The organism is Phycisphaerales bacterium (assembly GCA_016699835.1).
In the GTDB taxonomy this organism is placed as follows: domain Bacteria; phylum Planctomycetota; class Phycisphaerae; order Phycisphaerales; family UBA1924.
In genome coordinates this window covers 2,319,111-2,343,950 of sequence record CP064987.1, presented here as the reverse complement: position 1 = coordinate 2,343,950, position 24,840 = coordinate 2,319,111, and the positions used below count along the sequence as shown (strand labels likewise).

At 65.0% G+C, this 24,840-nt stretch carries 21 protein-coding genes; 11 read left to right on the top strand and 10 right to left on the bottom strand.

Annotated elements, in window-relative coordinates; genetic code table 11:
- Positions 1–13 precede the first annotated feature (13 nt).
- The 3 genes from IPK69_09690 to IPK69_09680 all read right to left on the bottom strand — a co-directional run bounded on the left by IPK69_09690 (position 14) and on the right by IPK69_09680 (position 4,616).
- A complete protein-coding gene (locus tag IPK69_09690) occupies positions 14–1,441 on the bottom strand; it encodes an HD domain-containing protein (GenBank protein ID QQS08266.1) in 1,428 nt (475 codons plus the stop codon).
- A 154-nt stretch (positions 1,442–1,595) separates the two neighbouring features.
- On the bottom strand, positions 1,596–2,699 hold the full coding sequence (locus IPK69_09685) for an extracellular solute-binding protein (GenBank protein QQS08265.1): 1,104 nt from the start codon (positions 2,697–2,699) through the stop codon (positions 1,596–1,598).
- Positions 2,700–2,828: 129 nt separating this feature from the next.
- On the bottom strand, positions 2,829–4,616 hold the full coding sequence (locus IPK69_09680; GenBank protein QQS08264.1) for a hypothetical protein: 1,788 nt from the start codon (positions 4,614–4,616) through the stop codon (positions 2,829–2,831).
- Between the two features lie 277 nt (positions 4,617–4,893).
- On the opposite strand from IPK69_09680, the gene IPK69_09675 reads away from it, so the two are divergent.
- A complete protein-coding gene (locus tag IPK69_09675) occupies positions 4,894–6,261 on the top strand; it encodes an O-antigen ligase family protein (GenBank protein ID QQS08263.1) in 1,368 nt (455 codons plus the stop codon).
- 32 nt (positions 6,262–6,293) lie between these two features.
- Here the strand turns inward: IPK69_09675 and IPK69_09670 are convergent, their stop codons facing one another.
- Positions 6,294–8,717 (bottom strand): hypothetical protein, encoded by a 2,424-nt coding sequence (locus tag IPK69_09670; GenBank protein QQS08262.1) that lies wholly within the window; start codon positions 8,715–8,717, stop codon positions 6,294–6,296.
- A 221-nt stretch (positions 8,718–8,938) separates the two neighbouring features.
- On the opposite strand from IPK69_09670, the gene IPK69_09665 reads away from it, so the two are divergent.
- From IPK69_09665 to IPK69_09655, 3 genes are all read left to right on the top strand, one after another.
- Positions 8,939–9,175, top strand: a complete 237-nt coding sequence (locus tag IPK69_09665) for a hypothetical protein (GenBank protein ID QQS08261.1) — start codon at positions 8,939–8,941, stop codon at positions 9,173–9,175.
- A gap of 386 nt (positions 9,176–9,561) precedes the next feature.
- The gene (locus tag IPK69_09660) at positions 9,562–10,143 is read left to right on the top strand and encodes a DUF899 family protein (protein ID QQS08260.1); all 582 of its coding nucleotides are present in this window, start codon (positions 9,562–9,564) and stop codon (positions 10,141–10,143) included.
- A 198-nt stretch (positions 10,144–10,341) separates the two neighbouring features.
- Positions 10,342–11,562 (top strand): hypothetical protein, encoded by a 1,221-nt coding sequence (locus IPK69_09655; GenBank protein QQS08259.1) that lies wholly within the window; start codon positions 10,342–10,344, stop codon positions 11,560–11,562.
- 7 nt (positions 11,563–11,569) lie between these two features.
- Here IPK69_09655 and rnc read toward each other — a convergent pair whose 3' ends face one another.
- Positions 11,570–12,298, bottom strand: a complete 729-nt coding sequence (rnc, locus tag IPK69_09650; protein QQS08258.1) for a ribonuclease III — start codon at positions 12,296–12,298, stop codon at positions 11,570–11,572.
- Positions 12,299–12,677: 379 nt separating this feature from the next.
- Here rnc and rpmH point away from each other — a divergent pair, with 379 nt between their 5' ends.
- The 4 genes from rpmH (at position 12,678) to IPK69_09630 (ending at position 15,255) form a co-directional block, all read left to right on the top strand.
- Complete coding sequence (gene rpmH / locus IPK69_09645) at positions 12,678–12,818, top strand: 50S ribosomal protein L34 (GenBank protein QQS08257.1); 141 nt, start codon at positions 12,678–12,680, stop codon at positions 12,816–12,818.
- Between the two features lie 72 nt (positions 12,819–12,890).
- Positions 12,891–13,754: a DUF1559 domain-containing protein gene (locus IPK69_09640; protein QQS08256.1), complete on the top strand. Its 864-nt coding sequence runs from the start codon at positions 12,891–12,893 to the stop codon at positions 13,752–13,754.
- Between the two features lie 174 nt (positions 13,755–13,928).
- The gene (locus tag IPK69_09635; GenBank protein QQS08255.1) at positions 13,929–14,615 is read left to right on the top strand and encodes a hypothetical protein; all 687 of its coding nucleotides are present in this window, start codon (positions 13,929–13,931) and stop codon (positions 14,613–14,615) included.
- A 157-nt stretch (positions 14,616–14,772) separates the two neighbouring features.
- Positions 14,773–15,255: a universal stress protein gene (locus tag IPK69_09630; GenBank protein QQS08254.1), complete on the top strand. Its 483-nt coding sequence runs from the start codon at positions 14,773–14,775 to the stop codon at positions 15,253–15,255.
- Between the two features lie 39 nt (positions 15,256–15,294).
- Here IPK69_09630 and IPK69_09625 read toward each other — a convergent pair whose 3' ends face one another.
- From IPK69_09625 to IPK69_09615, 3 genes are all read right to left on the bottom strand, one after another.
- Positions 15,295–15,858 (bottom strand): NADH-quinone oxidoreductase subunit B, encoded by a 564-nt coding sequence (locus IPK69_09625; GenBank protein QQS08253.1) that lies wholly within the window; start codon positions 15,856–15,858, stop codon positions 15,295–15,297.
- Positions 15,859–15,969: 111 nt separating this feature from the next.
- Entirely contained in the window at positions 15,970–17,457 is a 1,488-nt protein-coding gene (locus tag IPK69_09620; GenBank protein ID QQS08252.1) for a YihY family inner membrane protein, read from the bottom strand.
- A gap of 56 nt (positions 17,458–17,513) precedes the next feature.
- The gene (locus IPK69_09615) at positions 17,514–18,623 is read right to left on the bottom strand and encodes an rRNA pseudouridine synthase (GenBank protein QQS08251.1); all 1,110 of its coding nucleotides are present in this window, start codon (positions 18,621–18,623) and stop codon (positions 17,514–17,516) included.
- Between the two features lie 33 nt (positions 18,624–18,656).
- Between IPK69_09615 and IPK69_09610 the strand changes: the two genes are divergently transcribed.
- The 3 genes from IPK69_09610 to IPK69_09600 all read left to right on the top strand — a co-directional run bounded on the left by IPK69_09610 (position 18,657) and on the right by IPK69_09600 (position 21,874).
- Positions 18,657–20,213 carry a hypothetical protein gene (locus IPK69_09610; GenBank protein QQS08250.1) on the top strand — a complete coding sequence of 519 codons (1,557 nt, stop codon included), beginning with the start codon at positions 18,657–18,659 and terminating at the stop codon, positions 20,211–20,213.
- A gap of 187 nt (positions 20,214–20,400) precedes the next feature.
- Entirely contained in the window at positions 20,401–21,525 is a 1,125-nt protein-coding gene (locus IPK69_09605) for an alcohol dehydrogenase catalytic domain-containing protein (protein ID QQS08249.1), read from the top strand.
- 37 nt (positions 21,526–21,562) lie between these two features.
- Positions 21,563–21,874, top strand: a complete 312-nt coding sequence (locus IPK69_09600) for a hypothetical protein (protein ID QQS08248.1) — start codon at positions 21,563–21,565, stop codon at positions 21,872–21,874.
- Between the two features lie 151 nt (positions 21,875–22,025).
- On the opposite strand, the gene IPK69_09595 is transcribed toward IPK69_09600, so the two are convergent.
- Positions 22,026–23,714 carry a hypothetical protein gene (locus IPK69_09595; protein QQS08247.1) on the bottom strand — a complete coding sequence of 563 codons (1,689 nt, stop codon included), beginning with the start codon at positions 23,712–23,714 and terminating at the stop codon, positions 22,026–22,028.
- Positions 23,715–23,789: 75 nt separating this feature from the next.
- The gene (locus IPK69_09590; protein ID QQS08246.1) at positions 23,790–24,818 is read right to left on the bottom strand and encodes a prepilin-type N-terminal cleavage/methylation domain-containing protein; all 1,029 of its coding nucleotides are present in this window, start codon (positions 24,816–24,818) and stop codon (positions 23,790–23,792) included.
- Between the last annotated feature and the right edge of the window lie 22 nt (positions 24,819–24,840).

The window sequence follows — 24,840 nt, the reverse complement described above, 5'->3', positions numbered from 1 at the left end:
ACGCTCACACACATCAGGCGGCGGACTTGCTCGCGGCGATCTCCTGCGCCTTGAGTGCGCGCTCGACCGCGGTCAGGAGCACGGGCTTGTCCGGATCGGCTCCATCGGGCTGGAGTTCGCGTCGGATCGCATCGAACTGGGTGTTGAGGCGATCGAAGACGACGGCGATCGACGGGTCCATGTGTGTGCCGCTCGATTCAACGATGATCTTGTGCGCCACCTCGTGCGACATGGCGTTCTTGTAGACCCGCTTGGAGGTCATCGCGTCGTAGACATCGGCGACGGCACAGATCCTTGCGGCCAGGGGGATGTCCTCGCCCGCGAGCCCGAAGGGATAGCCCGTGCCGTCCCACCGCTCGTGGTGGTAGAGGGCGACCTGGATGCCCATGTTGATGAGGTCGTCGTCGCCGGTGCGCTTGCGGATCGCGACGAGGGTGTCCGCGCCGATGAGCGGGTGCTGCTCCATGAGGCGGCGTTCCTCGGGGGAAAGCATGCCGGGCTTCAGAAGGATCGCGTCGGGGATGCCGACCTTGCCGATGTCGTGCATGGACGAGGCGAGTTTGAGACGCTCGATCCACGCCTCGTCGATCTCGGGGTGGATCGGCCTCAACTCGCGCGCCAGGACCTCGCAGTACCGGCAGATCCGCTCGAGGTGCTTGCCGGTGTCGGTGTCGCGATAGTCGGCGAGTTTCGCCAGGCCGAAGATGAGCGAGTTGCGGATGTTGAGTCCGGCCTTGACCTTCTTCACGACCTCCTGCTCGAGATCTCGGTTGATGCGCATGAGCATCGAGTCGTAGCGGCGGACGAGAATCGCCGAGCCGAAGGCTGTCAGCGCCAGGACGACGAGCGCCGAGATCCCGCCGATGACGATCATGCCCGAGGTCGCGCGGTTGACGGCGTCGGCGGTCATTTCTTCGGGCTGATGGACGACGACGGTCGCGTGGAGTTCGGGGAGGTGGCGGATCGCGAGGAGGTCCGTCCCCCAGAGGAACTCGCCCTTCCCGACGACGGTCGTCGTGGGGCGGACATCGCCCAGGGTCAGGTTGCTCGTGCCATCGGTGAGTTGGATCGGCTGGCCGGCGTAACTCGTCTGGCGCAGGCGTGGATTGGTCTTGAGATTCGGGTGGCAGAGAACGCGGGTGGAATCATCGAGCAGATAGACGACGCCGGCTTGTTCGGCGAAACTCTCGATGACGTCCTGCGCCCGGGCCCAATCCGGCGAGCCGTACTCGATCGGCTCGTGGAAATCGCTCAGAAGCCGCTCGGCGATGCGGTCGGCTTCCTGACGGCGCTCGGCGACGAGTTCATCGCGCACGCGTGTCGAGGTGCGCTCGTAGACGTAGTTGAACGAGAGCAGCCCCCCGACGCCAATGACGATCGCCTGCACCGCGACGGTGGCGGCGACGAGCGCGCCGCGGCTGCGCAGGCGGAACCAGTCCATTCTTGATTTGGGCCACAGATGCACGAATCCTGCATCGGACGCTCCGATCCGCAGGTTCTCTGAAGAACCGAAGTGATTGCTGACTCGCGTGTCCGATCGTCGGCACGCGCCTCGCAATCCGTCGGACTCGACTTCACGAACACGAATCCACGCGTTATCGGCCGGTCGAGCCCTCGACGATCTCACGGAAGATGCGTACGGCGGAGATGGCCTGGGCCTCCGCCTCATCGAACGCCACGGGAGACACGAGGGGAATCTGCGCCTGCATCGGATCGTGTGATGCCTCACCGAGGATCGGTCGGTTCTTCGAGTCGCTGGAAGACAGCATCGATTCAACCTCAGGCGACAACAGGAACGCGGCGAGTTGCGCTCCCGCATCGGCGTGTGGCGCCCCTTTGAGCCGCCCGACGGTGCAGGGAATCGTGATCGGACCGAGGGAGCGGAACGCGTGACCTTGATTCGAGGTGAGTTCGCTCACGTCGTCCTCGACACTCTCGAAGATGAGATCGACGGGCCATCCCTCGCGCTGGCCGGCGACGACGTCATCCGTGTCGGTGAGACCCATCACGATCTCGCCATGCGCCACGCCGCGGACGACCGCGGAGTTACCGTCGTACAGGCGGATATCTTGATCGCGCATCGCCTGGCACCACGCCCGATACTCGGGCTCTCCCCACGCGGCGAGGAGCGAGGCGACGTGGAGCCGGGTCGTGCCGAACTCGGGGCGAGCCATGCCGATGAGGCCCATGTACTTGGGATCGAGGAGATCGCGGAGCGTGCCGGGGCGCTCGCTCTCGGCGACGCGGCGGGTGTTGACGACAATCACGCGGGCGCGAAGCGAGCGGCCATGCCAGCGATTCTGCGGATCGCTGAACCGTGTGACGGCCGAGTCTGCGTCACCGGGCGGCGTCCACGATTCGAGCAGCCCCTCGCGCGCAAGACCGATCACACCCAGCGGCTCGGAGGACCAGAAGACATCGGCCTTGGGACGACCACGCTCGGCAAGAAGCCGCTCGATCAGGCCGGTCGTCTTGGTCACCTCGGTGTCGCCGACGACGTCGACGCGCAGGCCGGACTTGGCTTCGAAGGCCTGGATGATCGGCTTAGCGATCGGCGTGTCGATGCTGGTGTACAGCACCACGCGATTCGAATCGCCATCGGTCGAATGAAGTTTTACGAAAGCCGCAGCGGCCACCACGAGCGCGATGAACGGCAAGAGCCACACACGGGTGCGACCCTGGTGAGAGTGGTGGATCACGCGAATGGCTCCATCAAGAGATGTGTGTTCGACAACACAGACCGGATCGTATGACCGGGATTTCTGGTATCACAGACCGACACCATGGCAGTCGGTGTGAACGGTCGCACAAGGAGGGCACGAGTCTGGCTACTTCTTGTCCGAGTCCGATTTCGGTGCCGTGGCGTCGGCCTTCTGCTTCAGCGTGCTGAAGTAGTTTTTCACCGCGTCCTGCAACTCGCGGCGGACGACCTGGTTGCCGATGGCCTCGGCGGCGGCCTTGGAGCTCGCTTCGACGGCCTGCGAGAACTCCTGCGTCGCCTCGCCCTTCACCTGCTTGCCCTGCACGAGGCGCGTGCCGATGATGGCGCCCTGCGTCGTCTGGACGTTGGCCTTCTCCTTCTTGGTGATGTAGTCGGAGGCTTCTTCATCGGGACCGGCGCCCTGGCCCTGGCCTGGGCCACCCGAGCCCATGCCCATCTGCGTGGAGGAGCCTTCCTTCCAATCGCCAAGGCCTTCACCGGGTTGTCCGGGGCCGTCGCCTTCGCCGTCGGACGAGCCGCCCATGCACTCGCCGGCCAGTTGTGAGAGTTGCTCCTTGGCCTCTTCGAGCGCGGCACTGAGATTCTCCATGTCGCTTTGGAGCATCTCGGCGTCGGAGAGTTCGCCCTCGAGCGCCTCGGCGCCCTCCATGCCTTCCTGCGAGAAGCCCTCCTGGCTCAGGCCCTGGGCCATCTGCTGCATGGCCTCGCCCATCTGCCCCGCGTTCTCGCAAGCCTTGCAGGCGGACTCGGCCATCTGCATGAGTTTCTCGCGCTGCTCGGGGGTCAGGTTCTGAGCCTTGTCGAGGGCATCCTTGAGCGCGTCGGGGTTGCTCGCTGCCTGCTTGAGCGCCTCCTCGGCGGACTTGCGATCGAGCCCGGCCTGCTCAAGTTTTTTGAGCAGGTCTTCCTTGTTCTCCGCGAGTTTCTCGAGTTGCTTGGAAAGGTTCTCGAGCTGCTTCTTGAGTTGCTCGGCGTCGTCGCCTTTGACATCGCCCGCCGCGAGTTGATCCTCGAGTTGCTTGAGGTCGGCGAGAGCCTTGGAGAAGTTGCCCTTGGCGAGTTCCTTGGAGAGGTCCGAGAGTGGGCCATCGCCGGGCTGTTTGAGTTGCTCCATGAGTTTCTTCATGGCCTCAGCCGGACCTTCGGACTGCTTGTCGTGAAGCGACTGGAGTTGCTCGCTAATGTCGGTCAACTTGCGGACCTGGCTGCGGCGGAGAGCCTCGGGGTCGAGTTCGCGCTCCTTGCCCTCTTTGCCCTCGGACTCGTCGCCAGTGCCTTGATCGAGATTCACTTTGGCCTTGGCGAGCATCTCCTTGAGTTTGTCGTCCTTGACCTTGAGTTCGTCCTTCACCTGGGTGATGAGGTTCTTCTGGGCCGTCGCCTGCTGCGATTTCTCGCTGATCTTGAGAACATCCCAGTTGGGGAGCGAGAGCCACGCGATGAAGAGGGCAAGAGCGGCGGCGATCGGCGCCGGCCAGAAGCGCGGCTTCTCCAGCGGGATCGCCTGCTTGACGTTCACGCCGACGGCCTTTCGACGCGCGTCCTCGACCACGACGCGGTCCCACGCCTCTTGCGAGCGCTCGACGCACATCGCCGTCGAGAGCATCTCGCGGAGGTTCGCGCGATCATCGACGATCCTCGCAACGGCGAGGTGTCGCTTGCGGGCGAAGAACGTCCAGAGGAGGGTGCCAAGGACGACGGTCCCACCGGCGATCATCACGCTACGCCCCCACCACGGCGCGAAGACCTCGCTGAGGCCGAAGACCTTCTCGACTACTCGCGCAAGGAGCGCGAGACCGATCGCGGCGGTCAGGAGCACCACGAAGCGACGCAGCCCGTCGATCAGCATGAGACGGAGCGAGGCGGCCTTGACGACCCGTTGAATCTCGGTCATGGGGACCTCCGGACCAATCGCAAACCAAAGTCACACACGAGAGTGAGCCCACCACAGAGATCGATCCGATCCCGCCCGGGCTTTTCTCCTTCGGACACCATAACTTATACGGCCAAGTCGGGGATTCGTTTACGAACTTTTTGGCCTGTGACCGTTTGGATGCGCTTGGCGGCCCTTTCAGACCGGGTTTTGGTCCGATTGATCATCGAAGGAACGTCCGCACTACTCCGCGATGCCTCAGAACCAAACAATATCCGATCAAACAGCGAACTCGAAATTGACCAAGCCCCGGAACGGGATCCGGCGGTGGTTCACAGGGGACCTGCTGAATCCGGACCGGATGCGCGCGGACTTCGACCGGATGCGCGGGATGGCGGCCTGGCGGTACAACGCCCATCTCGTGGCGGCGCTCGGCTGGTGCTTCCTGGTCTCGTGGCCGATCACTTATGCCGAGACCGCGCTGATCGTGCTCTCGGTGACGTATGTCGTGCGCCTGTGGGACATCTGGCGGGTCGCGCGATGGGCATACGCCTTCCCGGTCTTCATCTCGCTCGTGCTGCTGACGGCGTATCAGGCACTCAGCCTGGCGTGGTCGGCGGTGCCAAGCGACGGGCACAAACTCCTGGAGAACTTCCGCTTCGTGATGGTGATCCCGATGCTCTGGCCGGTGATCGAGGACCGCGGGAAACTGATCGCGGCGTTGTGTGCCGGGTTCGCGTTCCTCCCACTCACGCAACTCGCGACGGCGATCGGCCTGGCGTATGACGTGCCGAGTCTGGTCTTTGACAACCACTCGCCGGATCGCAACGGCGGGTGGTGGCCCCTCCCCGCGGCGGGGCAGGTGCTCGCCCTGGCGCTCGCGCTCCATGTGATCCCGGCGCTGGGCGCTGGATCCGGTCGACGGCGCGTCGGCGTGATGGCAATCGCCTGGTCGCTCGCGATCGCGACGATCCTGGGGATCGCGGCGTCGGGCACGCGCGCGGGATGGATCATGGGCGCCGGCGTGATCCTCGTGGGCGTGACCCTCGCGACATTGAAGGCCGCGTCGAAGGCAACGCGACGGCGGATCCTTCTCACCGGGCTAGGCGTGATCGTGGTCGGCGGCGGGATCGCGATCGCGACGCTCGGCGGCAGCGTCCGTGCGCGACTCGAGCGCATGCAGACCGAGATCCGAGAGGCGAGCACAGGCGGCGACACGAACTCGGCCGACGGTGCGCGATACGCCATGATCCACTGGTCGCTCGAGGCGTTCGAGTCCCGCCCGATCTTCGGCGTGGGCATCGGCGGGTATCCGTCGTTCGTGCGAGATGAGGGCGAATCATCGTTTCCCGGGGCTGTGCGGTGGTTCAACGACGGTCGACATAGCCACGGGCACAATGCCGTGCTGCACACGCTGGCGACACAAGGCGTGATCGGCGTGGCGCTCAGCGTGCCCGTGGTGCTCTCGATCGGGATCGGCGCATGGCGGAGCGCTCGGCGCGTGGGATTCGCGGGGTATGGTGTCGGGCCATCGCTCGCGCTCGTGGGCGTGGTGCTGCTCACGCCGTTCGATGCGTACCAGGTGGTGTCGCGCACGGTGTGCGTGATCTTCACGCTCGTGGCGTTGTGCCCGCCGGTGGCGCCTGCGCCGAGCCGCGATCAATGAACTCAACCAATTGACTCGACATCTGCCGGCGCTCAGCACCCTGCGTTGAAGCGAGTCAGGAAGTACAGCAAGTCGTCGATCGTGACGCCACCATCGGGTGAGCCTGTGCCGGTGCCGTCGTCAACATCGGCGCTGATCGAGCCGGCGTTGAACGTCGTGAGGTAATAGAGCAAGTCGTCGATCGTCACGCCGCCGTCGGGCGTGCCGGTGCCGGTGCCGTTGTCCACGTCGGCGACGCACGCCGGCGCGCAGAGCGCCGGATCGAGCGTGCACAACTCGACTCGCACGAACTCGGTGGCGTTGAGCGTCGTGTTCGAGTCGAGCGAGGGACCGATCTGCGCGCCGGAGATGAGCGACGAGCCGTCGGCGGTCGGATAGGCGCCAAACGCGAGCCACACAGCCTCCGGCAACGGCGACGAGCCGAGCGCGAAGAGATCCCGCAGGTTGATCGTGCCCTCGAGCACGCCGCCGTTCGCGCCCGTCATCGCGCCGACCCGCGCCGAGCCATGATCGAACCAACTCTCGTAGTCGTTGTCGTTCTCGTCGGCGAGGAACGCGGCCCACGTCGCGACCTGGCCCGCCTTGGCCCAGGGCGACGCGCGGAGCACGCCGGGTCCCGCCTGAGGTGCAAGCAAAATGAAGTGGTCATTCCCCTCTCCCGCGTCGTTCGCCGCGACATAGAAATCATCGCCGATGAGCCCGGCCCACAGCGAGACACCCGAGTTGCTCCCGAGGAGCGTGGCCGACGGGTCGCGCACGCCATCCATCACCCACATCGCCCCCCCACCGCCGCCGGGCGTGACGGCATAGTGCCAGTCCTGCCCGTTGTTGTTGTCCCATGTGCCTTGCGTGTTGTTGAAGACGAGGTCGAGTTGCGTGGTGTTCCCAGATGGAATCGTGACCGTGGCGAGCCACTTCCCCGCATCGGGACCGACGCCCGCGATCATCGGCGTGTCCGTGACCTGCGTCCAGGTGTTCACGCCCCAGTGCATCGCGACCTGCGAGGCGCCGGCGAGCACCCGGCCCGCGGGGTCGTACGTCACGGTCACGCTCTGCCCAGCGGTCGGTGTCGCGGGCGAGATCTCAACGGCCGGGCCGCCGCCTACCGCGCCCTGTCCATCACCGACGTAGACGTGCTGGATCTCGCTCTTGCGCACGTTGCCGCGCGAGTCCATCGCCTCGACGTAGTAATCGACCAGAGCACTCCGAATCCCCGTGAGTTGCACGGAGTACTGATCCGCGATCGCCTGGGGCATCTCGAAGAAGTCGATCGTCGGGCTGTTGAACACGTTGCCCGCGGGGAAGGCTCGCCTGGTCATCGCGAGCGATTGCCACGCGCCGACCTCCGGGCCGCCAGCATACGTCTCGTTCTGTGTGCTCGAGAGCGGATTCTGCCCGTCCGCGTCGAGTCGATACTTCAGCGTGACGCTCGTCACGCCCGAGACGTCGTCGGCGAAGGTCCAGATCCAGAAGTCGCCGTTGTTCACGACCTGCTGATAGGCGTGTGCCGGCCCGAAGTTGGTCGAGCCTGGATTCCACGGGAAGCGCTGCGGGATCCAGACGGTCGGTGGCGTGCGGTCGTTCGTGCCGCTCCCGATCACGGGATTCGCGAGCCGCAGGGCCTCGTTGCACGCGATGGTGGGCTTCACCTCGAAGTCCTCCGCCGTGCCGTAGTACATGTATCCGCTGTTGAGCGAGCCGAGAAAGTAGTGCCATGCGCGCTCGACGGCGTTGGTCGATCCATCGGGATACAGAATCTTCCGGACGTTCACGCTCCCGCTCGAGCCGCCCATCACGATTGGGTCGGTCCAGATCTGCTCGGCGGTGTCCACGCGATTCTGGGCGGCAACGATGATCGCCCAGCTTCGGATGTCCTCGGCCCAGCCGTTCGCGATGTCCACCTGTCCCGAGGCGTTCACGGGGGGCCAGTTCCAGTTGAGAAACTGGGGCGAACCGAAGTCGCCGTCGGCGTTGACCCATGCTCCATCTTCCACGTGCACGAAGTCGTTCGCGGGGACGGGATGGTCGCTGAGGTATCGCTGCACGACCGTGGGGACATAGCCCGCGCCATTGGCGCTCGACACGAGATTCGGTGTGGCTTCCTGGTAGTACGAGAACCCTCCACCCCAGGCATTGTCGCCGTCGTGCGCGAGCACGACGAGCATGGGTCGATTCGGGTCGTTGCGTGTGTTGAGTTGGTCGAAGTACGACGTGCCGATCGGGGCGTAGCCATCCTTCCAGCCGAGCGACTGGCTCGCGGGAACAACGATGATGGAACTGATGACGCCGGTGGCTGGATCGACGTGCTGCGCGCGCCGGGGCGTCAGCGCGAAGGGATACGCCTCGGCGGGCGCACCCGCGATCGATCGACTGGCGGTAGTAGCCGCTTGCGCCCTGCGCGGGGTTGATCTTGTCCGCGAGATTCGGCGGATCGCAGTTGATCCCGCCGCTTCCATACACCACCGGGAAATCGGCACAGGCCCGGCTGATCTTCTCCGCAGAGACAATCGACCACTGGATCCCCTCGCTCGCGAGGATGGGGATCATCCGCTCGGTGAAGGCCATTTCCGAAGGGAAGAACCCAACCGACTGCGGCACGCCCGCGCCCCACGCGTCGGGATAGATCGATTTGTAGAGTTGGATCTCCTTCCGCATCGCCGACTCATCGAGCAGTGGCATGAGCGCGTGGTGGAAGGGGAAGATGACCAGATCGCAACGAGGAACGCTTGTGCCGATGGTGGTGGACCAGCCGCGTGCCTCGCGGAGGGAGTTGTACCATCCCGACGAGTACCCGAGTTGGTTGGCGTTGCCGAGGGACGAGATGTTCTCGATCAGCCCGCCTGAGTACGAGATCTGGGCGCCGCCCTCATTGGTCCAGCGGATGCTGTTGATGGCGTCGCGGCATCGATACTGATACGCCGCCACGCGGTCGGCAAGCCCGAAGATGTCGCGGAGGTTATTCGAGGGGTGGACCGCACCGGCGTCCTTGCGGAGGATCGACCCCCACGCGACCTCATAGCGATCCTGGCCCGAGGCCTGGCGGTCCGGCCAATAGATGGGCTGCTCGAGATGCCAGAGATAGGTGAAGTGGAGTTTCTGCTGCGCCTGGGCCACGGAAACCACTGGGCCGACAATGCCAAGATACCCCGCCAGAATCGTGCCAGGGCCGATGTACTGACAGACACGATTCGTCGAGCAAGTCATGCCCAGAGGATACCACGGCATGCCGTCACCGCCAAGGGAATGTGCTGATGCAGCCAAGACTGGTAGTATGAACTCCAGAACGCGAAAGGAGCCACAATGCCTAGCACACTTGATGAGATCCGCCAGTTGGAAGACCAGATCGGCGAACTGAAATCCAAACTCGCCGCGGCCCGTCGCGAGGCTCCGGCTGAGAACGTGAATAACTACTCGTTCAAGGCCGCGGGAACAGGCTCTCCGGTCACGCTCCTCGATCTCTTTGGCGCGAAGAACGAACTCATCGTCGTGCACAACATGGGGCATTCGTGCGTGTATTGCACGCTCTGGGCGGACGGATTCACCGGAATGTTCAGGCATCTCTCGGATCGCGCGGGGTTCGTGCTGTCGTCGCCCGATGATCCGGCCCGGGCCGCCCAGTTTGCAGCCGATCGCGGGTGGCCGTTCCCCGTCGTGAGCACGACCGGCTCGTCGTTCGCGCGCGACATGGGCTTTGAGAATGAGGGCAAACCAATGCCCGGCGTGAGCACGTTCCGGCGTACTGGCGACCAGATCACTCGGACCGGTTCGACATCGTTCGGCCCGGGGGACGACTTCTGTGCCGTATGGCCGCTGCTCGAGTTGCTCGGCGTGGGCACAGAGGACTGGAAGCCAAAGTACCATTACGAAACGTGGCGGAAGTAACGGGAGGTCAGGGTCCAGTCCCGCTGTTGAACATGATCCAAACACAGGATGCGCGATAACGTGACTCAAACCCGCCGTTTTCGGACTCAAAGTCGATTCTTTGAGCATTTTCTCGGAAGAAAGTTCTCAGAGATACTCCCACGTGGGTGCCTTTCGCGGTAATCTACTCCCGTGAGTTCCATTATCGATCCATCGGCCTTGTCCAGCAACGAGCCACGCGAGTTCCACGACGAGGCGCGCTCGGTGCTGCACTCGCTCCGATCCTCGCTCGCGGCATTGATCGCGTCGGCAGGCGCCGACCCCACCCAGCCACAGGAGTTGTCGCGGCGGTTCAGTCTGGACAAGAGCCTGACGTGGAAGGTCGCGAGGGTGGTGCGTGAGGACGACCCCTCGCTCGCGGTCTCCCACTTGCCTGGACGTTCGGGGTTGCAGATCTTTGTGCGGAGTCTCGCCAAGAGCGGGGCGGACCGGACGGCGGTGGAGACCGCGCGCGAGTCGCTCGTTCGGCTCGATGAGTTCATCGCCGAGCACGCCGGCGACCGCGAGACGTTCAAGATCATCCTTGGGCACTCGACCGACGAGGCGACACGCCAGCACGGCGAGGCGCAGCGCAAACTCGCCTTTCGCGGGCAATCGGCGGTGTGGGGCGTGCAGTCACGCGTCCACATTGCCGCCCAGATCGTGGCCCCTTCGACCAACCCCTTGAAACTCGACATCGCCCTATTGAGCGGGCTGATCGACTTCAAGCGGCTCCGCACGGACGTCGCGTGGAGCATGGCGCGCGTGCGAAACTACATCGGCGACGGGACCACCAATGCGTCCACGCTCCTCGAGGCGCTCGACACACGGCGGGAGACTGGCGAGGTCCCCCTGCTTCTTGATCTCTGCACCGAGCCCACCCCGCCGATGCGGATGATTCCCGGTGAGGGCGAGACCTATCGCATCGAACTCACCGAGGGCCCCGTCGGGAAGTCCGGCGTGATCTCCTGCGTCGCCGGCTGGTTCTATCGCGGCGCCAACTCGATCTACAAAACCAAGGACGACCTCTATGGCGAGCACCTCGTGCACGTGAGCACGCCGACCGAGTTGCTCGTCTTCGATCTCTATGTCCACAAGGACTTCGCCTTCGCCCACCACCCGACGATCAGCGTGTACAGCAATCTCCCGGGTGGGCAGACCTTCTCGCCCGCGCACCGCGACAAGGCGCTCCTGCCCGTGGGCGAGCAGGTGACCGAACTCGGCTCGTGCCCGCCTTCGACGATGGTTCCCGAGGTGCCCCGCTATTCCCGTGCCATCTCGTCGGCCTTTGAGCGCCTGGGGTGGACCGACGCCGATTTCCACGGCTATCGCTTCCGCATCAAGTATCCCCCGGTGCCATCGCTGGCGCTCTTCCGATACCCGCTTGCGGATCGTCCGTGACTCGTGATCAGCAGGCGCCGATGGCAACGATGTGGACCTCGCCGCCGGGGACGACGCGCACCACGCCCAGTTCGCGCAAGGCGTTGAGGGCGGCGTTCTGCTCAGCCTTCTTCTTGGAGTTCCCCCAACTCGGCTCGAAGCGACGCTGCTGGATCTCCACGCAGATCTTGAAGCACTTGGCGTGGTCCGGACCTTGCTCATCGACGATGCGATAGAGCGGCGCCATCCCGAAGGCCTGCTGCGAGTGCTGCTGGAGCACGCTCTTGTAGTTCTGCTGGTGCCCGTTGGATCGGCCCTCATCGATATAGGGCTCGACAACGCTGTGGATAAACCGGGCGGCGGCGTCGAACCCGCCATCGAGATAGATCGCGCCGATCACCGACTCGAGCACCGCCGCCCCGAGCGACATGGGGAGTTCGGTGTTCTGCATCCCCTTGCCCAGGACGAGTCGCGAGTCCAGCCCGAGGTCCTTTGCGATCTCCGCGCAGGTCTGACGCGAGACGACCGAGGACTTGATCTTGGTCATCTCGCCCTCGAGAGCCTCGGGGAAGCGGGAGTAGATGCGCTGGCAGACGATCAGGCCCAGGACGGCATCGCCCAGGAACTCGAGGCGCTCGTTTGACTCGACGCGCGACGGCGCGATCGAGGCGTGGGTGAGCGCCTGGCGCAACAGGTCCCGATCGTGGAACGTGTGCCCGACGAGGGTCTCGATTTCGTGCAGTGTTTCCGAATCCATCACGCCGCTCCAATGCGGGCAAAGGCCCGCGACAGGCTCCGGCGGCTGGGCGAAATGCCCACCTGCCGGGGCGTCCCGTTCGACCACGCGTGGGGCCAGAGTGACTCACGCGAGACCGGACCGGGTCGCAACGCGATGGCTCGCCATCCGTTCTGGGTGTTCGCGTGGCCTACACCGGCCAACGAACACAATCCGAACGACGTGCGAGCGGACGCGTCACGCCCTACATCGACCGAGAAAGAGTACCACTTCTGTCTGAATTCGCAATCCCAACATGGGGTGAGTTCGTGGAAATGTGGCGAAGCGGGGGTCGATCGCCTATTGTCTCGGCCCATCGGCGGCCTGCCGGCGGTTTGGTTCTCAGGATCGAGGATTCGCCATGCACTATCCCCATCGAACAAGCCGCGTGAAGCGCAAGCGGGCCATCGGATTTCGGGCTCGGATGAAGACGACCAACGGGCGGAAGTTGATGAACCGCAAGCGTCGCGTCGGGCGAAGCCTCAACGTCGCGGACAAGTAGTCGATCTCGACCAGCCGGGCGGGCCCTCTCCCGTGGTGCCCCAATGGCGCCTCGTTGTGATAGCATGGTGGGATGTCCCGCACGCGCCCAAGCCGCGAAGAGGTCTCCGTCCGTCTCGCGCCACCCGCGTTCACGCTCATCGAACTTCTCGTGGTCATCGCGATCATCGCGATCCTGATCGGGCTGCTCCTGCCGAGCCTGGCCAAGGCCCGGGGTGCGGCACAGGCCGCGGCGTGTCTCTCGAACCAGCGACAGATCGGGATCGCCCTCCAGACCTACGCGAACACGTACAAGGAATGGATCCCGCGCGAGTCGGGCAACAGCGAGGCGCTGCCCATGCGCGTGCCCCAGGTCCCCGCGTGGTTCCGATCGTGGGCTCCAGGGCAACGGGCGCAGTTCAATATCTCGTGGGCGTTCAATCTCAGGCCGTTTCTTGATCCGCGCGCCGACGCCCAGAACGACTCTGGAGGGATGAATGATCGCTTCCACGCGATGGATGTCTATCGTGACCCGGCGCGGCCCCGCGACGACCACCGCATCCACTACATCAACAACGGCGTGCGCTTCACGCGCTCATCGCCGACCTTCCTCACCAATGAGACCGAGTGCAAGGCGCCGATGCAACTCGTCCGGATCGCGCGCACCGAGCACGTGCTCTACTTGACGTGCTTCGCCGACGATCCGGGCAATCTGCGGTCGCAGAACTACCAGGCGACGGCGGCGAGCGACATGCACCTCTCGATCTTCTACGACATCCGTCGGCGGACGAACATCAACGGCCCGACGGCCGGGGGCGACCCGACGCTGTGGCGACGCACCGCGCCCAATCGGCATGGCGACGGCGCCAACGCGATGTACATGGACGGTCACGCCTCGCATATCGCCGCGGCGGATCTCCTCAATCTCAAGACCTGGGACGACGGAGACTATCGCTAGGCTGCACCCGCGTTTGCCCACACGAACATGCTGCGAACCTTGCCGTTACACACGGCACTTGCACATGCGGGGTTCATCGCGCACAATGTGGTTGGGCCGTTTCGCTCGCCGATCACACCGATCCAGGCGTACCGATGGGGGAAGAGTGCGGCCACTGAGTACAGGAGACCACCGATGAAGACCGCATGCGTTCTCGCACTGTCGCTGGCCACGCTCTCGACCTCGGCTCTCGCCCAATCCGACCTTTGGCGTGCGTATCGCGTGACGCCAGAGAGCCTGTACAACACGAATCCGTGCAGCGGGCCGTGCCTGTGCGTTTGGGCTGGGCCGTTTCTCCCGACCACGGGACGGATGTACATGACGATCGCGCCCAGCATTCCGGAGCAGACGGCGTACAACGTTACCGCAAGCCTCAACGCCCGCGCGCTAGATGGCTCCCTGCAGCACCTCGATGGCACCGGCGCGCTGCTCACGACCATCCTGCCCGACGCAGAGCGGCGCCTCACCCTGACTTTCGACTTCCCGGATCGCGCGGACGTGGCGCTCGACTCGGGGTTCGTGCCGGTGGGGTCTGGAGAGACCCTGGAGACGACGATCCGAAGCGAGGTCTTCGCCTGCACGTCGTACTCGATTTCGGTGGTGGCGTCGCCGATCTGTCCCGCGGACTTTGACGACGGTTCACAGACGGGGACGCCCGACGACGCTGTGTCGATCGACGATCTGCTCTATTACATCGGCCTCTTCGCAGACGGTGCGGCGATCGCGGACATGGACGACGGCCAGGGGCTTGGCATGACCGACGGCGCCGTCACGATCGATGACGTGATCTATTTCCTCGACCGATTCCAGAGCGGGTGCTGACAACCAGGGCTGGCCCACTATCGAGATGGGGGAGGTCGCACGAGGACTCGCGGTCGATTCGCTACTCTTGCGTCTCGGGCACGGCTCGGCCGTACACCGATCGACGCCATGACTTGTACACGATCCAGTATCGGGGCAAGTTTCTGGAGAAGCCGCGATGAACGCCACACCCGCGATCCAATACTCCTCGATCCTCTTGCCGACGGCGTTCTCGGAGTTGTCGAAGCGGGCGGCGGCCCACGCGGCGTATCTCGCGAAGAGCCTGGGTGCCACGATCCACGTAGTCCACGTCGCCAGCCCGGGCGTGCCGCCACCGGTCGATGCCGCCTCGGGCGCGCCCTACCCGGCCGTGGCGATGCCCGATCCTTCATTACTCGTGGAGCACGGGCGCGCGTCGCTCGCGGAGTTCGTGCGTTCGAATCTCACGGGTCTTGAGGTAAAGACCGAGTGCACGATCGGGAACGCTCCTCATGAACTTGCCGAGTACGCCTCGCGGAACAGGATCGATCTCATTGTGATGGGGACGCATGCCGACGGCGTTGTGAAACGTCTGATCTTCGGCTCGGTAAGCAAGTCGTTGCTGGAGTGCAGCCCTTGCCCGATTCTGTTCGTGCCGGTGCACGGCGTGTCGCACCTCTGACGCGAATCGCGCCCCGCGAACGAACAAGATTCGAAACACTCACGACCCAATGGTCAGGCCGACGGGCTGAGGCCTCGGGGCGTGCGTGGGTTGCACGGCGACGCCGAGCGGCACGCGCTTGCCGCCTTGGGGAGGTATCCCCTCCTGATCGATGTGGCGCTGGATCGCCATGACACCCTCGATGAGCATCTCGGGGCGCGGCGGGCACCCGGGGATGTAGACATCGACCGGGATGTACTGGTCGCACCCCTGGACGACGGCATAGGTGTCGAAGACACCGCCGGTCGAGGCGCACGCGCCCATCGAGATGACCCACTTCGGCTCGGCCATCTGCTCGTAGATGCGCTGGAGCACGGGCATGGTCTTGATGGCGATGCGTCCGGCGACGATGAGCAGGTCGGCCTGGCGCGGGCTGAAGCGCATGACCTCGGCCCCGAATCGCGCCAGGTCGTAGCGCGAGCAGGCGGTCGCCATGAGTTCGATCCCGCAGCACGCGGTGGCGAACGGCATCGGCCAGACGCTACTTCGGCGCGCCCAGTTCACGACGCGCTGGAGGTTCGTCGTGAGGAATCCTTCGGTGGAGAGTGCCGCTTCGAGACCCATTCGCGCTCCTCAGTACACAAGGAATCGTGGCCGTGCCGATCGAGGGCGAGCGGCGGGATGGCCAACTCGGAAAGTCTAGGAATGCCGGGGGTTGCTCGCACAAGGCGTGCTTCAGGCGGGGCTTGGCACCTGGGGCGATGGTGACGCCTCGCCGGCGGGGCGCGGGGCGATGAGATCGGCGAGGGTCCGGCCCGCGAGCACCTTCGCCCGGTGCGCGCGCAACTCGTCCATGACCTCGGCCACGCGAGCGACATCCACACTGGAGAGTTCTTCGCCCAGGCGCAGGACCTCGCTGGCGCTGATGGACTCGGGAGGACGGGCGAGCGTGTAGCCGCCTTCGGTCTTGCCGGCGACACTGAGCAGCATCTTCCGGGCCGCCAGTTGCTCCATCACGACCGCGGCAATGTCCTCATCAAGCCCCAACTCGTTGGCGATATGCGTGCGATCCGTCGGCTTGCCCGTGGCGAACCTCCGAGTCACGACGACCATGAGCGCGAGGACGGCCGAGGTGTCCACGATCGGGTGCCGACCCGGGCCGGAATCGGGGACAAGCCCGAGCGTCCCGAGGAGATCACGGAGCGCGCCGGACTTGCGGGCGGCGGTGTAACTCTGGAGCGAGTGGGTCACGATCAGCCCGCCGATGTTGATGAGCCAGGTGACATAGATCCAGATGAGAAAGAGTGGGATGAGGGCGAGGAGCCCATAGAGCCGGGCGGTGGAACTGGAGTATGCCACGTACATGGAGAACCCGCGTTTGGCCCCCTCCAGCCCGAGCGCCGCGACGAAGGCGCCGACAAAGGCCGGGCCGACCTGCACGCGCGAGTTGGGGACGGCCATGTACATCAGCGTCAGCATGAGCGCGCTGATCATGACGGTCAGCGGGTACGAGCCGAGGAACCCGAGCCAGCGCCCGAGCAGGCCGTCGTTCCCGCGCAGGTAGAGCAGCGTGCGTTCCTGGAGATAGAACGTGAGCACGAGGCAGACCGAGCCCAGGGTGAGCAGGGTCCAATAGAGCATGATCCGCCGGGGCCAGGACCTGCCGATCGGCGCGAGGAAGACCTGGTTGTACGCCTTCTCGATCTCCACGAGCATGGAGATCGCGGCATACATGAGCATGATCGCGCCGACCGTCCCGATCGCGCTCACCTTCACGTTGTGAACGTTGTCCACGACCTCCTCAATCCACTGATCGAGGCTTGTGAACTGGTGCGAGGTGGCATTCGTCGGCGACGGCGTGTGCCCGGTCGCGGCAGGTGCTGCTGGCGAACCGGCCGGATCTGTGGTGGAGTCGGGGTTCTCGAAGGCCGCGTCACGCGGGTCGCCCACCGTCACGCCGTTCTCCATCCCGGACTGGTCGAGTTGCTCCTGGGTCAGCGTCACCTGGGAAAGCCCGGTGAAGTCCATGATCTGGCGGACTTTGAGTTTCAGTTCATCGGGCGTCGAGAACGCGCGCAGCACGATGAGGCTGATCACGATCACCGGAATCAGGCCGAAGATCGTGCGATACGAGAGAGCGGCCGCCATCCGCGCGATCTGCACGCGATGCGCGTTGGCGAGCACGACCCGCACAAACTGCCACAGCGCGCGCAGGTTGCCCATCGGACCAGTGAGGTCACGATCAGGGCGAACGTCAGGTTGGCTCTCGCGTGTCTCCATCAACCTTTCCGATGTCCGCCTGGTCGAGTCACACGCGGGCTGCCGCTCGTTCGGCCATTCGGGCGTCCGTCCTGCGTTCCACTCCGCGCCGATCGCGTCACGCTCGAGCGATCGGACGTTCTAGACGCGGGTTTCCCGCTTCTTTCCTTCGGCTTGGACGGGTGGCTTCTTTCGCCGAGGGGCTTCCTGTTCTTGTCCTGATCGGGAGCCATGCTTGATTTCACGCCGATCTTGCGCACCGATGGACTCGGTTTCGCCGGTCCGCCCTTGCGGAGCACCTGGATCTCTTCGCGTGAGAGTTCCCGCCATTGGCCTGAGGCCAGGCCCTTGAGTTGCAGCCCGCCGATCGCCACGCGGATGATCTTGCGGACCGGCGTGCCGAGCATCCGCAGGACGTCCTGGAGTTGCCCGCCATGCGATTCCTGGAGTCGAATCTCGAGGATGCTGTTCGCGCCAGCACCTTCACCCGCGGCGGCCATCTTGCCGGCGCTCACGATCCGGATCTGGGGCATCCCCCGTGGCACACGCACGACGATCGGTGTCGCGTCGCGCTTCGGCCCGCGAAGATCACGCTGGACCTTTGCCGCACGCCGCGCGATCTCCTTGTAGGGCTGCGACAGGTTCGCGAGCGCCTTCTCGTCGGGCCTTCCCTTCACCGTGACGAGATACGTCTTCTCGACGCCGAACCGCGGGTGCGAGAGGCGATTGGCGAGTTCGCCGTCGTTGGTGAGCAGCACTAGCCCCGTCGCGTCGTAATCGAGCCGCCCGACAGGGAAGAGGCGCGCCCCGGAAGGGTGCTGGACAAGATCGAGCACCGTGGCGCGATCCGACCCCGGCTCGTCGGCGGTCGTCGAGAGGACCCGCGTGGGCTTGTGGAGCATCACGTACAACTTCCGGTCGGCCCCGCGGACCTCCCGCCCATCGACACGCACGCGATCCACGCCCGGCTCCACGAACGCTGGGAGCGTCGAGACCGTCACGCTATTGACCTCGACCCTGCCTGACTCGATCAGTTCCTCGCATACCCGTCGCGCGGCGACGCCCGCGTCGGCGAGGTATTTCTGGAGCCGAACAGTTCCCGATGCTTTGGCTGTGGATGTCTTTCGCACCACACAGAGGATAGCGGGGAGGCGATTAGTCCCATGGAGCCACGTCGATCGGGCAAGAACTACGCGAAACAGGCCGATATGGCCGACAATCCCCTTTTCGCCATGGAGGGCGCCATGATCGTGGAGACGAAGCCGGGAGCGGGAAGTGCGGGATTGCCCCGAGGTGAGGACCTCGCGCGTCAGTTGTTCGTGTCGCCCCGCGTGGTGGACCACCGGTCCTTCGACGAACTGGCCGGCGCCCTGCGCGCGATCGTGACCGAGGCCGTCAACCAGTCACGGTCGCTCGCGTCGGTCTCGGCAGAGGTCCGCGAGATCGACACACGCCTCCGCGACGCCGGGCGCGACATGCAGACGCGCGTGGAGACCGCCGTCCGCGTCATCCCGACGCTCGACCAGCGCGTGCAGAAGGCCGAGGAGTCGATCACTCGCGCGACCAAGGACCTCGCCCAGAAGGAGCAGTCGCTCCGTGAGATCGTGACGCGCTCCACGACGATCGACGAGAAACGCATCAGCGAGGTCGTGCAGCGCCAGGTCTCGAGCGTTGTGGACCGGGCGCTCGCGGCCTTTGCCACGCAGTTGGCCGAACACGCGAAGCAGGCCGAGCACTCGCTCACTACCACGATCGAGTCGCTCGCCACGCGTGCCGACGCCCACATGAAGGCCCTCGACGAGTCTCGCTCGCGGGCCGAGGAACTCTCCGCGGATCTCGTGCGCCGGTTCGAGGCCAGGGCCGAGCAGATCCGGGCCCACGCCAGCACCACGAGCGAGGAGATCCTCGAGCGGGCACGAGTCCAGGCGGGCCTCATCGTCGCGGACGCGGAGGCCAAGTCCAAGGTGATGATCGAGAAGGCCCAGCGCAAGGCCGAGGAACTCGAGGTCGAACTGGCGCGTCGAGCCGACGCACGATTCGAAGAGTCGCGCCTCGCGGGCGAGGAGGCGGCGTCGGCCTTGAGCGCCGAACTCGAGTCGCTCGCCTCCCGCGGCACGGTACTCCTCGAGAATCACGAGACGCGTGCCGCTCGCCTCGCCGAGGTCGCGGGACACACGCGAGAGGTGCTCGAGGAACTCGATCTCGACGACCTCCGCGACCTTGCCGATCGCCTCGCCGATGCGTCGATCCGCGCGAATCGGGCCGAGGCGACGCTGACCGATGTCCTCTCGCTCACGCGTCAGTCCGCCGAGACGCTGGCGAAGGCCGAGGGGCTCTCGCGCGATCTCACAAGTCTCGTTGAGCAATCCGATCAGGCCCGACGGCACCTCGCGGGCGACGTGCTCAAGGGCGCCGAGTCCATCGACGCGCTCGAGGCCCGATTCGCCGAGACCCGCGAGACACAGGAGACCATCCTCGCCCAGGTCCCCGAGATCGAGGACGCGGTGAACATCATGGCCAACGCGATCTGCGAGCAGAAGGCCCACCTCGAACGCGTTGCGGCTGAGGCGACGAAGCGACAGGAAGAAGCACTCGCCGCGGTCGAGTCGCGTGTGCAGTCATCCACGCGCGAGGCCGAACTCGTCACCGTGAAACTCGAGGGCCTCGTCCGCAAGATCCGCGAGAGCGCCCGAGCCAAACGCAGGACGGCCTCGAACTAAGCCTCTTCGGGCGCGCTCGCTCCATACATCGATGCGATCGCGCCGTCTGTGACGCGCGTACGGGCTGTGACGGTTCGGTGTCGCGGCGGACGCACGGATTCATGCCTCCTCGCCGTCGTTCCACGCGAATCGCCGATGCTGGGAGCGAGAGAAGCCGAGCGATGGATCGGCCGAGTCGGGGAAGCGCATGCACGCCGTCGTTCGAGAGGACAAGCGAGTCGTCGTCCACAAGGACTGGCCCGAGCCGGGTTCCGGGAGCGCCCCCACCACGCGCCCAACAGACGCTTCACGATCCACACCGAGCGAGCGCACCAACGGCAACTCCTTCGAGGCCCTCGTCCGCCTCACCCGTGCCGGCATCTCCTCCTTCGACGTCGCCGTCTCGCGCGGCCTCGTCAACTTCCGGGGCGTGATGGGCCACGAGTTCGTCGGCATCGTCGAGAAAATCATCGACCGCGCCGGCACGAGTGACATCCCCGAGAGCGCGTCCGCGTGGATCGGCAAGCGCGTCGTCGGGAGCAAGACCATCGTCTGCGGCCGCTGCGAGCGCTGCCGCGGCGGGCTTTCCTCCCACTGCACCGATCGCACGGTCCTGGGCACGCACGGACGCGATGGCTGCTTCGCCGAGCGATTCCTCATACCTGTTACCAATCTCGCCGAGTTACCCAAGGGCGTGAGCGACGACGCGGGCGTCTTCGCGCAGGGTGTCGCCGCCGCCGTGCATGCCGCAAAGGTCATGCGCCTGGAATCGAAGGCGTACATCACTGTGCTGGGCGACGGCCCGATGGGGCTCCTGTGCGCCCAGGTCATGGCGCGCCTCAACGCCTCGGTCCGACTCCTGGGCACGCACCCGGCGAAGTTCTCCCTCTGCGAACGCTGGGGCGTCAAGCACCGCCACGTCGCCGAGGTCGGCCTGCGCCAGGATCAGGACGTCGTCGTCGATTGCACAGGCTCGGCGTCGGGTATCACGCTCGCGCTGCGATTGGTCCGACCGCGCGGCAAGGTCATTCTCAAATCCGCCGGCATGCTCGTCAACGACGCCGGCGTCGCGACCGGGGCCACACTCGATGGACCCAAGGTCGGGGCGCGAGGCGTGGCCGACGGCGGGATCGATCTCTCCCTCGCCGTCGTCAACGAGGTTGAACTGATCGGCGTGCGCTGCGGCAAGATCGCCGAGGGCGTGAGCGCCCTGGCGAAAGGCGAGGTCGATGTCTCCGCCCTGGTCACGGGTCGATCCAGGCTGGGCGACGCGGTCGAGGCCCTAAGCGAGGCCGCCGACACCCGCCAGATCAAGGTCGTGCTGGAGCCATAAGGATCACCGCGCCCGTCCCGTCGCCTACCCTCCACCCATGTCCCTCAAGACCACCTATCCGCCCGGCACTCGCGTCCGCGTCACCCAGCAGGTCCCGCGCCTCGATCGCCACGCGAGCCTCAAGGGAGGTAGTGGTGGACGCGACTCGACCAACGCCGGCGGCGGCACGATGGTCACCACCGTCGAGGGCGTCGTGATCGACGCCGGGCAACAGAAAACCGGCTCGTGGTACGCCCACAGCAAGGACCACAAACTCTGGCTCGATCGACTCGTCCTCAAGAAGGACGACGGCGAGATCGTTCACCTCAACCTCGACCGCTATTCGGCGATCGATGTGCTGGGGGAGTGAACATCCAAGTTCCCAAGAGACGAGTTCCGAAGTTCGCCTGCAACCCGTTCAATGCACAAGGCCCCGGGCGTTGGTCCCGGGGCCTTGCGATTCCGTTCTGGACGAGCCTTTCCGAATCACACGTGTGAATCGGCGTGGCGTTGATGCGGCCTTAGCACCCGCTGTTGAAGCGGGCGAGGAAGTACAGCAGGTCGTCGATGGTGACGCCGCCGTCCTTGGTTCCCGTGCCGCTGCCATCGTCCACGTCGGCGCCGATGGAGCCCTGGTTGAAGATGTTGAGGTAGTACAGCAGGTCATCGATGGTGACGCCGCCGTCGGGCGTCCCCGAGCCGCTGCCATCGTCCACGTCAGCAACGCAGCAGGTGAAGATCGACTCGAACGCGGCAACATCGGCGCTGGTGACGACGAGGCCGCTATCCCACTCGCCGGTGGTGCCATCGCTCAGGTCCATCCGGATCATCGCGAGAAGGGCGTTGAAGTCACGCCCCTGGTGGGCCCAGCCCATGTAGGCGATGTCGTCGTTGGGGTCGAGCGGTGTGTTGTTGTCCTCGACGAGCGGCGCCATGTCGTCAAGCGAGGCGCCGACCTTCGACGCGATGAGGTTCGCGTCGTCGCAGTTCACGACGCCATCGAAGTTGAAGTCGCCGGCGACAAAGCGGAACTGGGTGATGTTGATCCCGCCGGAACCCGAGGAATCAACGTCGTTGAAGTTGCCAGGGGTGAGCACGAACCCGTTGAGGTTGATGTCATTGAGGAGGTACGAGCCGTTCGTGTCGAGCACCCCGAACTCGTTGTACGTCGGACCATTCGGGTCGGTCGGCCCGCCGCGAAATGATGGGTTGTACTGAATGAGCGGCAGCGACTGCGGCCCGGTGTCGAGGATGTCGCCATAGATGAACTCCTCGTCGGCCATACGCGTGAATCGCATCGTGGACCCGGTGTAAAAGTGGCCCTGCTCGGGGTTCACGCCGAAGTACGCCACGCGGCTCGCGGCATCGGGATTGAAGCCCGACGTGTCCGACAGTTCCTGCTGGCTCGAACGGACATACTCCTTGCCGCCGCCGTTGGACCACGCCACGTCATCCACCATCTGGTAGGGCTCGAGCGAACTCGGCGCGGGGACGGGTGGCGTCGCGGCTCGCTCGCTGTTCACGGGAGTTTCCGCCGGGGGCGTGCCGCCACCAACCACGAGAGAGCCGATGCCGTTGAAATCGACGCGTCCGTTGAAGTCCACGTCGGGGTTGATGTCCTTGCGCCACGCATACCGGATGTTCGAGGGATAGAAGAGCGGGCCTGAGGTAATCGTGTTCGCGGGCACGCCGTCGTAGAGCGAGATGCCCGAGGCGTTGATCGCGTGGAACGGGCGCTTGCGCATCAGGACGAAGGTCGCCGAGCCATCGTTCTTGATGCGTCCGGCCACATCAACCGTCGGGCAATGCGAAGCCTGGAAGGTCGCCGTCGCAGTTCCCGGCGCAAAAAGGGCGAGCGCCTGGCTCGGCTGGGCGTTGTTGTAGAGCACAAGCAGGCCATTCGACCCGATCGTCAATCCATCAAGGCTCCACGCCTCGTCGATCTCCGCGACCTCGTCGCCGCCGTCCCAACCCGCGGGCAGCGGGCCTGGCACATCGTTGCCATCCGGATCGCCTCCGCCGAAGACCGACGCGACCATGTACCCCGTGAGATCCATGCCCGCCGGCCCATAGATCTCGATGTATTCCCACCGATCATCGATCGTGCCGCTCCCCGGCGGGTTCGGATACACCTCGTTCAGAACAACCTGCCCCTGCGCCACACTCGCAGCCAGCCCGGCCACCACACACACACACATGGAACGCTTCATCTCTATTCTCCTCTGTCAGACTGCGATCTCTATCACAAACAACAGACCTCCATCACGCCAGCGAGGGAGTCCAAACTACTCATTGGGTCGCCAGAAGCGTCCGGTGCTCAGGAGGCCGCCGAAGATCTTCCCCTCGATGTCGTCGTCGTACGCCGCATTGGGGGCACGTGTCGCGCCGCTCAGCCAACCGATCTCTCCGTCACGATTCGTGTCGGCCACGGCATCGGAGTGACCATCCGCAAACAGAAAGTTCGCGTAGTGCTTGTCGTGGTCTTTGCGATTCGCACCGGCGGCGGCGTTATTCACCGGCCCGCCGGGCGCCTTCCCGTGTGCCGGCCCGAAATCAGAATACTTCTGACGCGCCCACGTCCCATCGCTCGCCTGTCCCGCAGGGCCGTCGGTGAGATCCTTCACCGTTCGATATTGCCGTTCGTCGATGATCTCGATCGCCACACCCGAACTCAGATTATCTTCGACACGCCCATCGGCAAAGAGCGGCACATAGTTCGGGCTGGTTCCCGTGATCTTGCTGTCTCGCAGCGGACCGACCATATAGGCATACCGCTGCGGATCGTTGCTCGCGTTGCGCACGTTCTTGAACTCGGTGTACGCCATGTACCACGCCATCGTGTAGTTCGTGTTGAATCCGCGACGGAACAACTCGAGTTGATCCTGGGGTGCGCTCGGACGATCCGTGAGCCGCCCAAACGTCATGGCCTGTGTCATCTGCGCCGGATTCGTCGGACACAAGAGCCGACCGGGGATCAGATACTCGCCGTTCATCATGTCCGCCAGCCAGCCCGCCTTGTCGATCGGTCCAGGCCCGCTGTTCAACCGGTTGTCGAATCGCCCGCTCGAATAAAAACCCTTGTTGTTCGCCGCGTAGGAGTTCACCGCAATACCAACCTGGCGCAGGTTGCTCTTGCACGCGGCCTGCTTCGCCAACTCTCGCGCGGCGGCAAGGCTCGGGAGAAGTATCCCGATCAGGAGCGCGATCACCGCGATCACCACGAGCAACTCGATCAGCGTGAACGCCGACGCAGCACGCCAAACGGCGGCTCGTTGGTGCGCGGAATCGGCGCGGCCTGTCTCGGCTCTCTTCATGGACAATGTCGTAGACAACAAC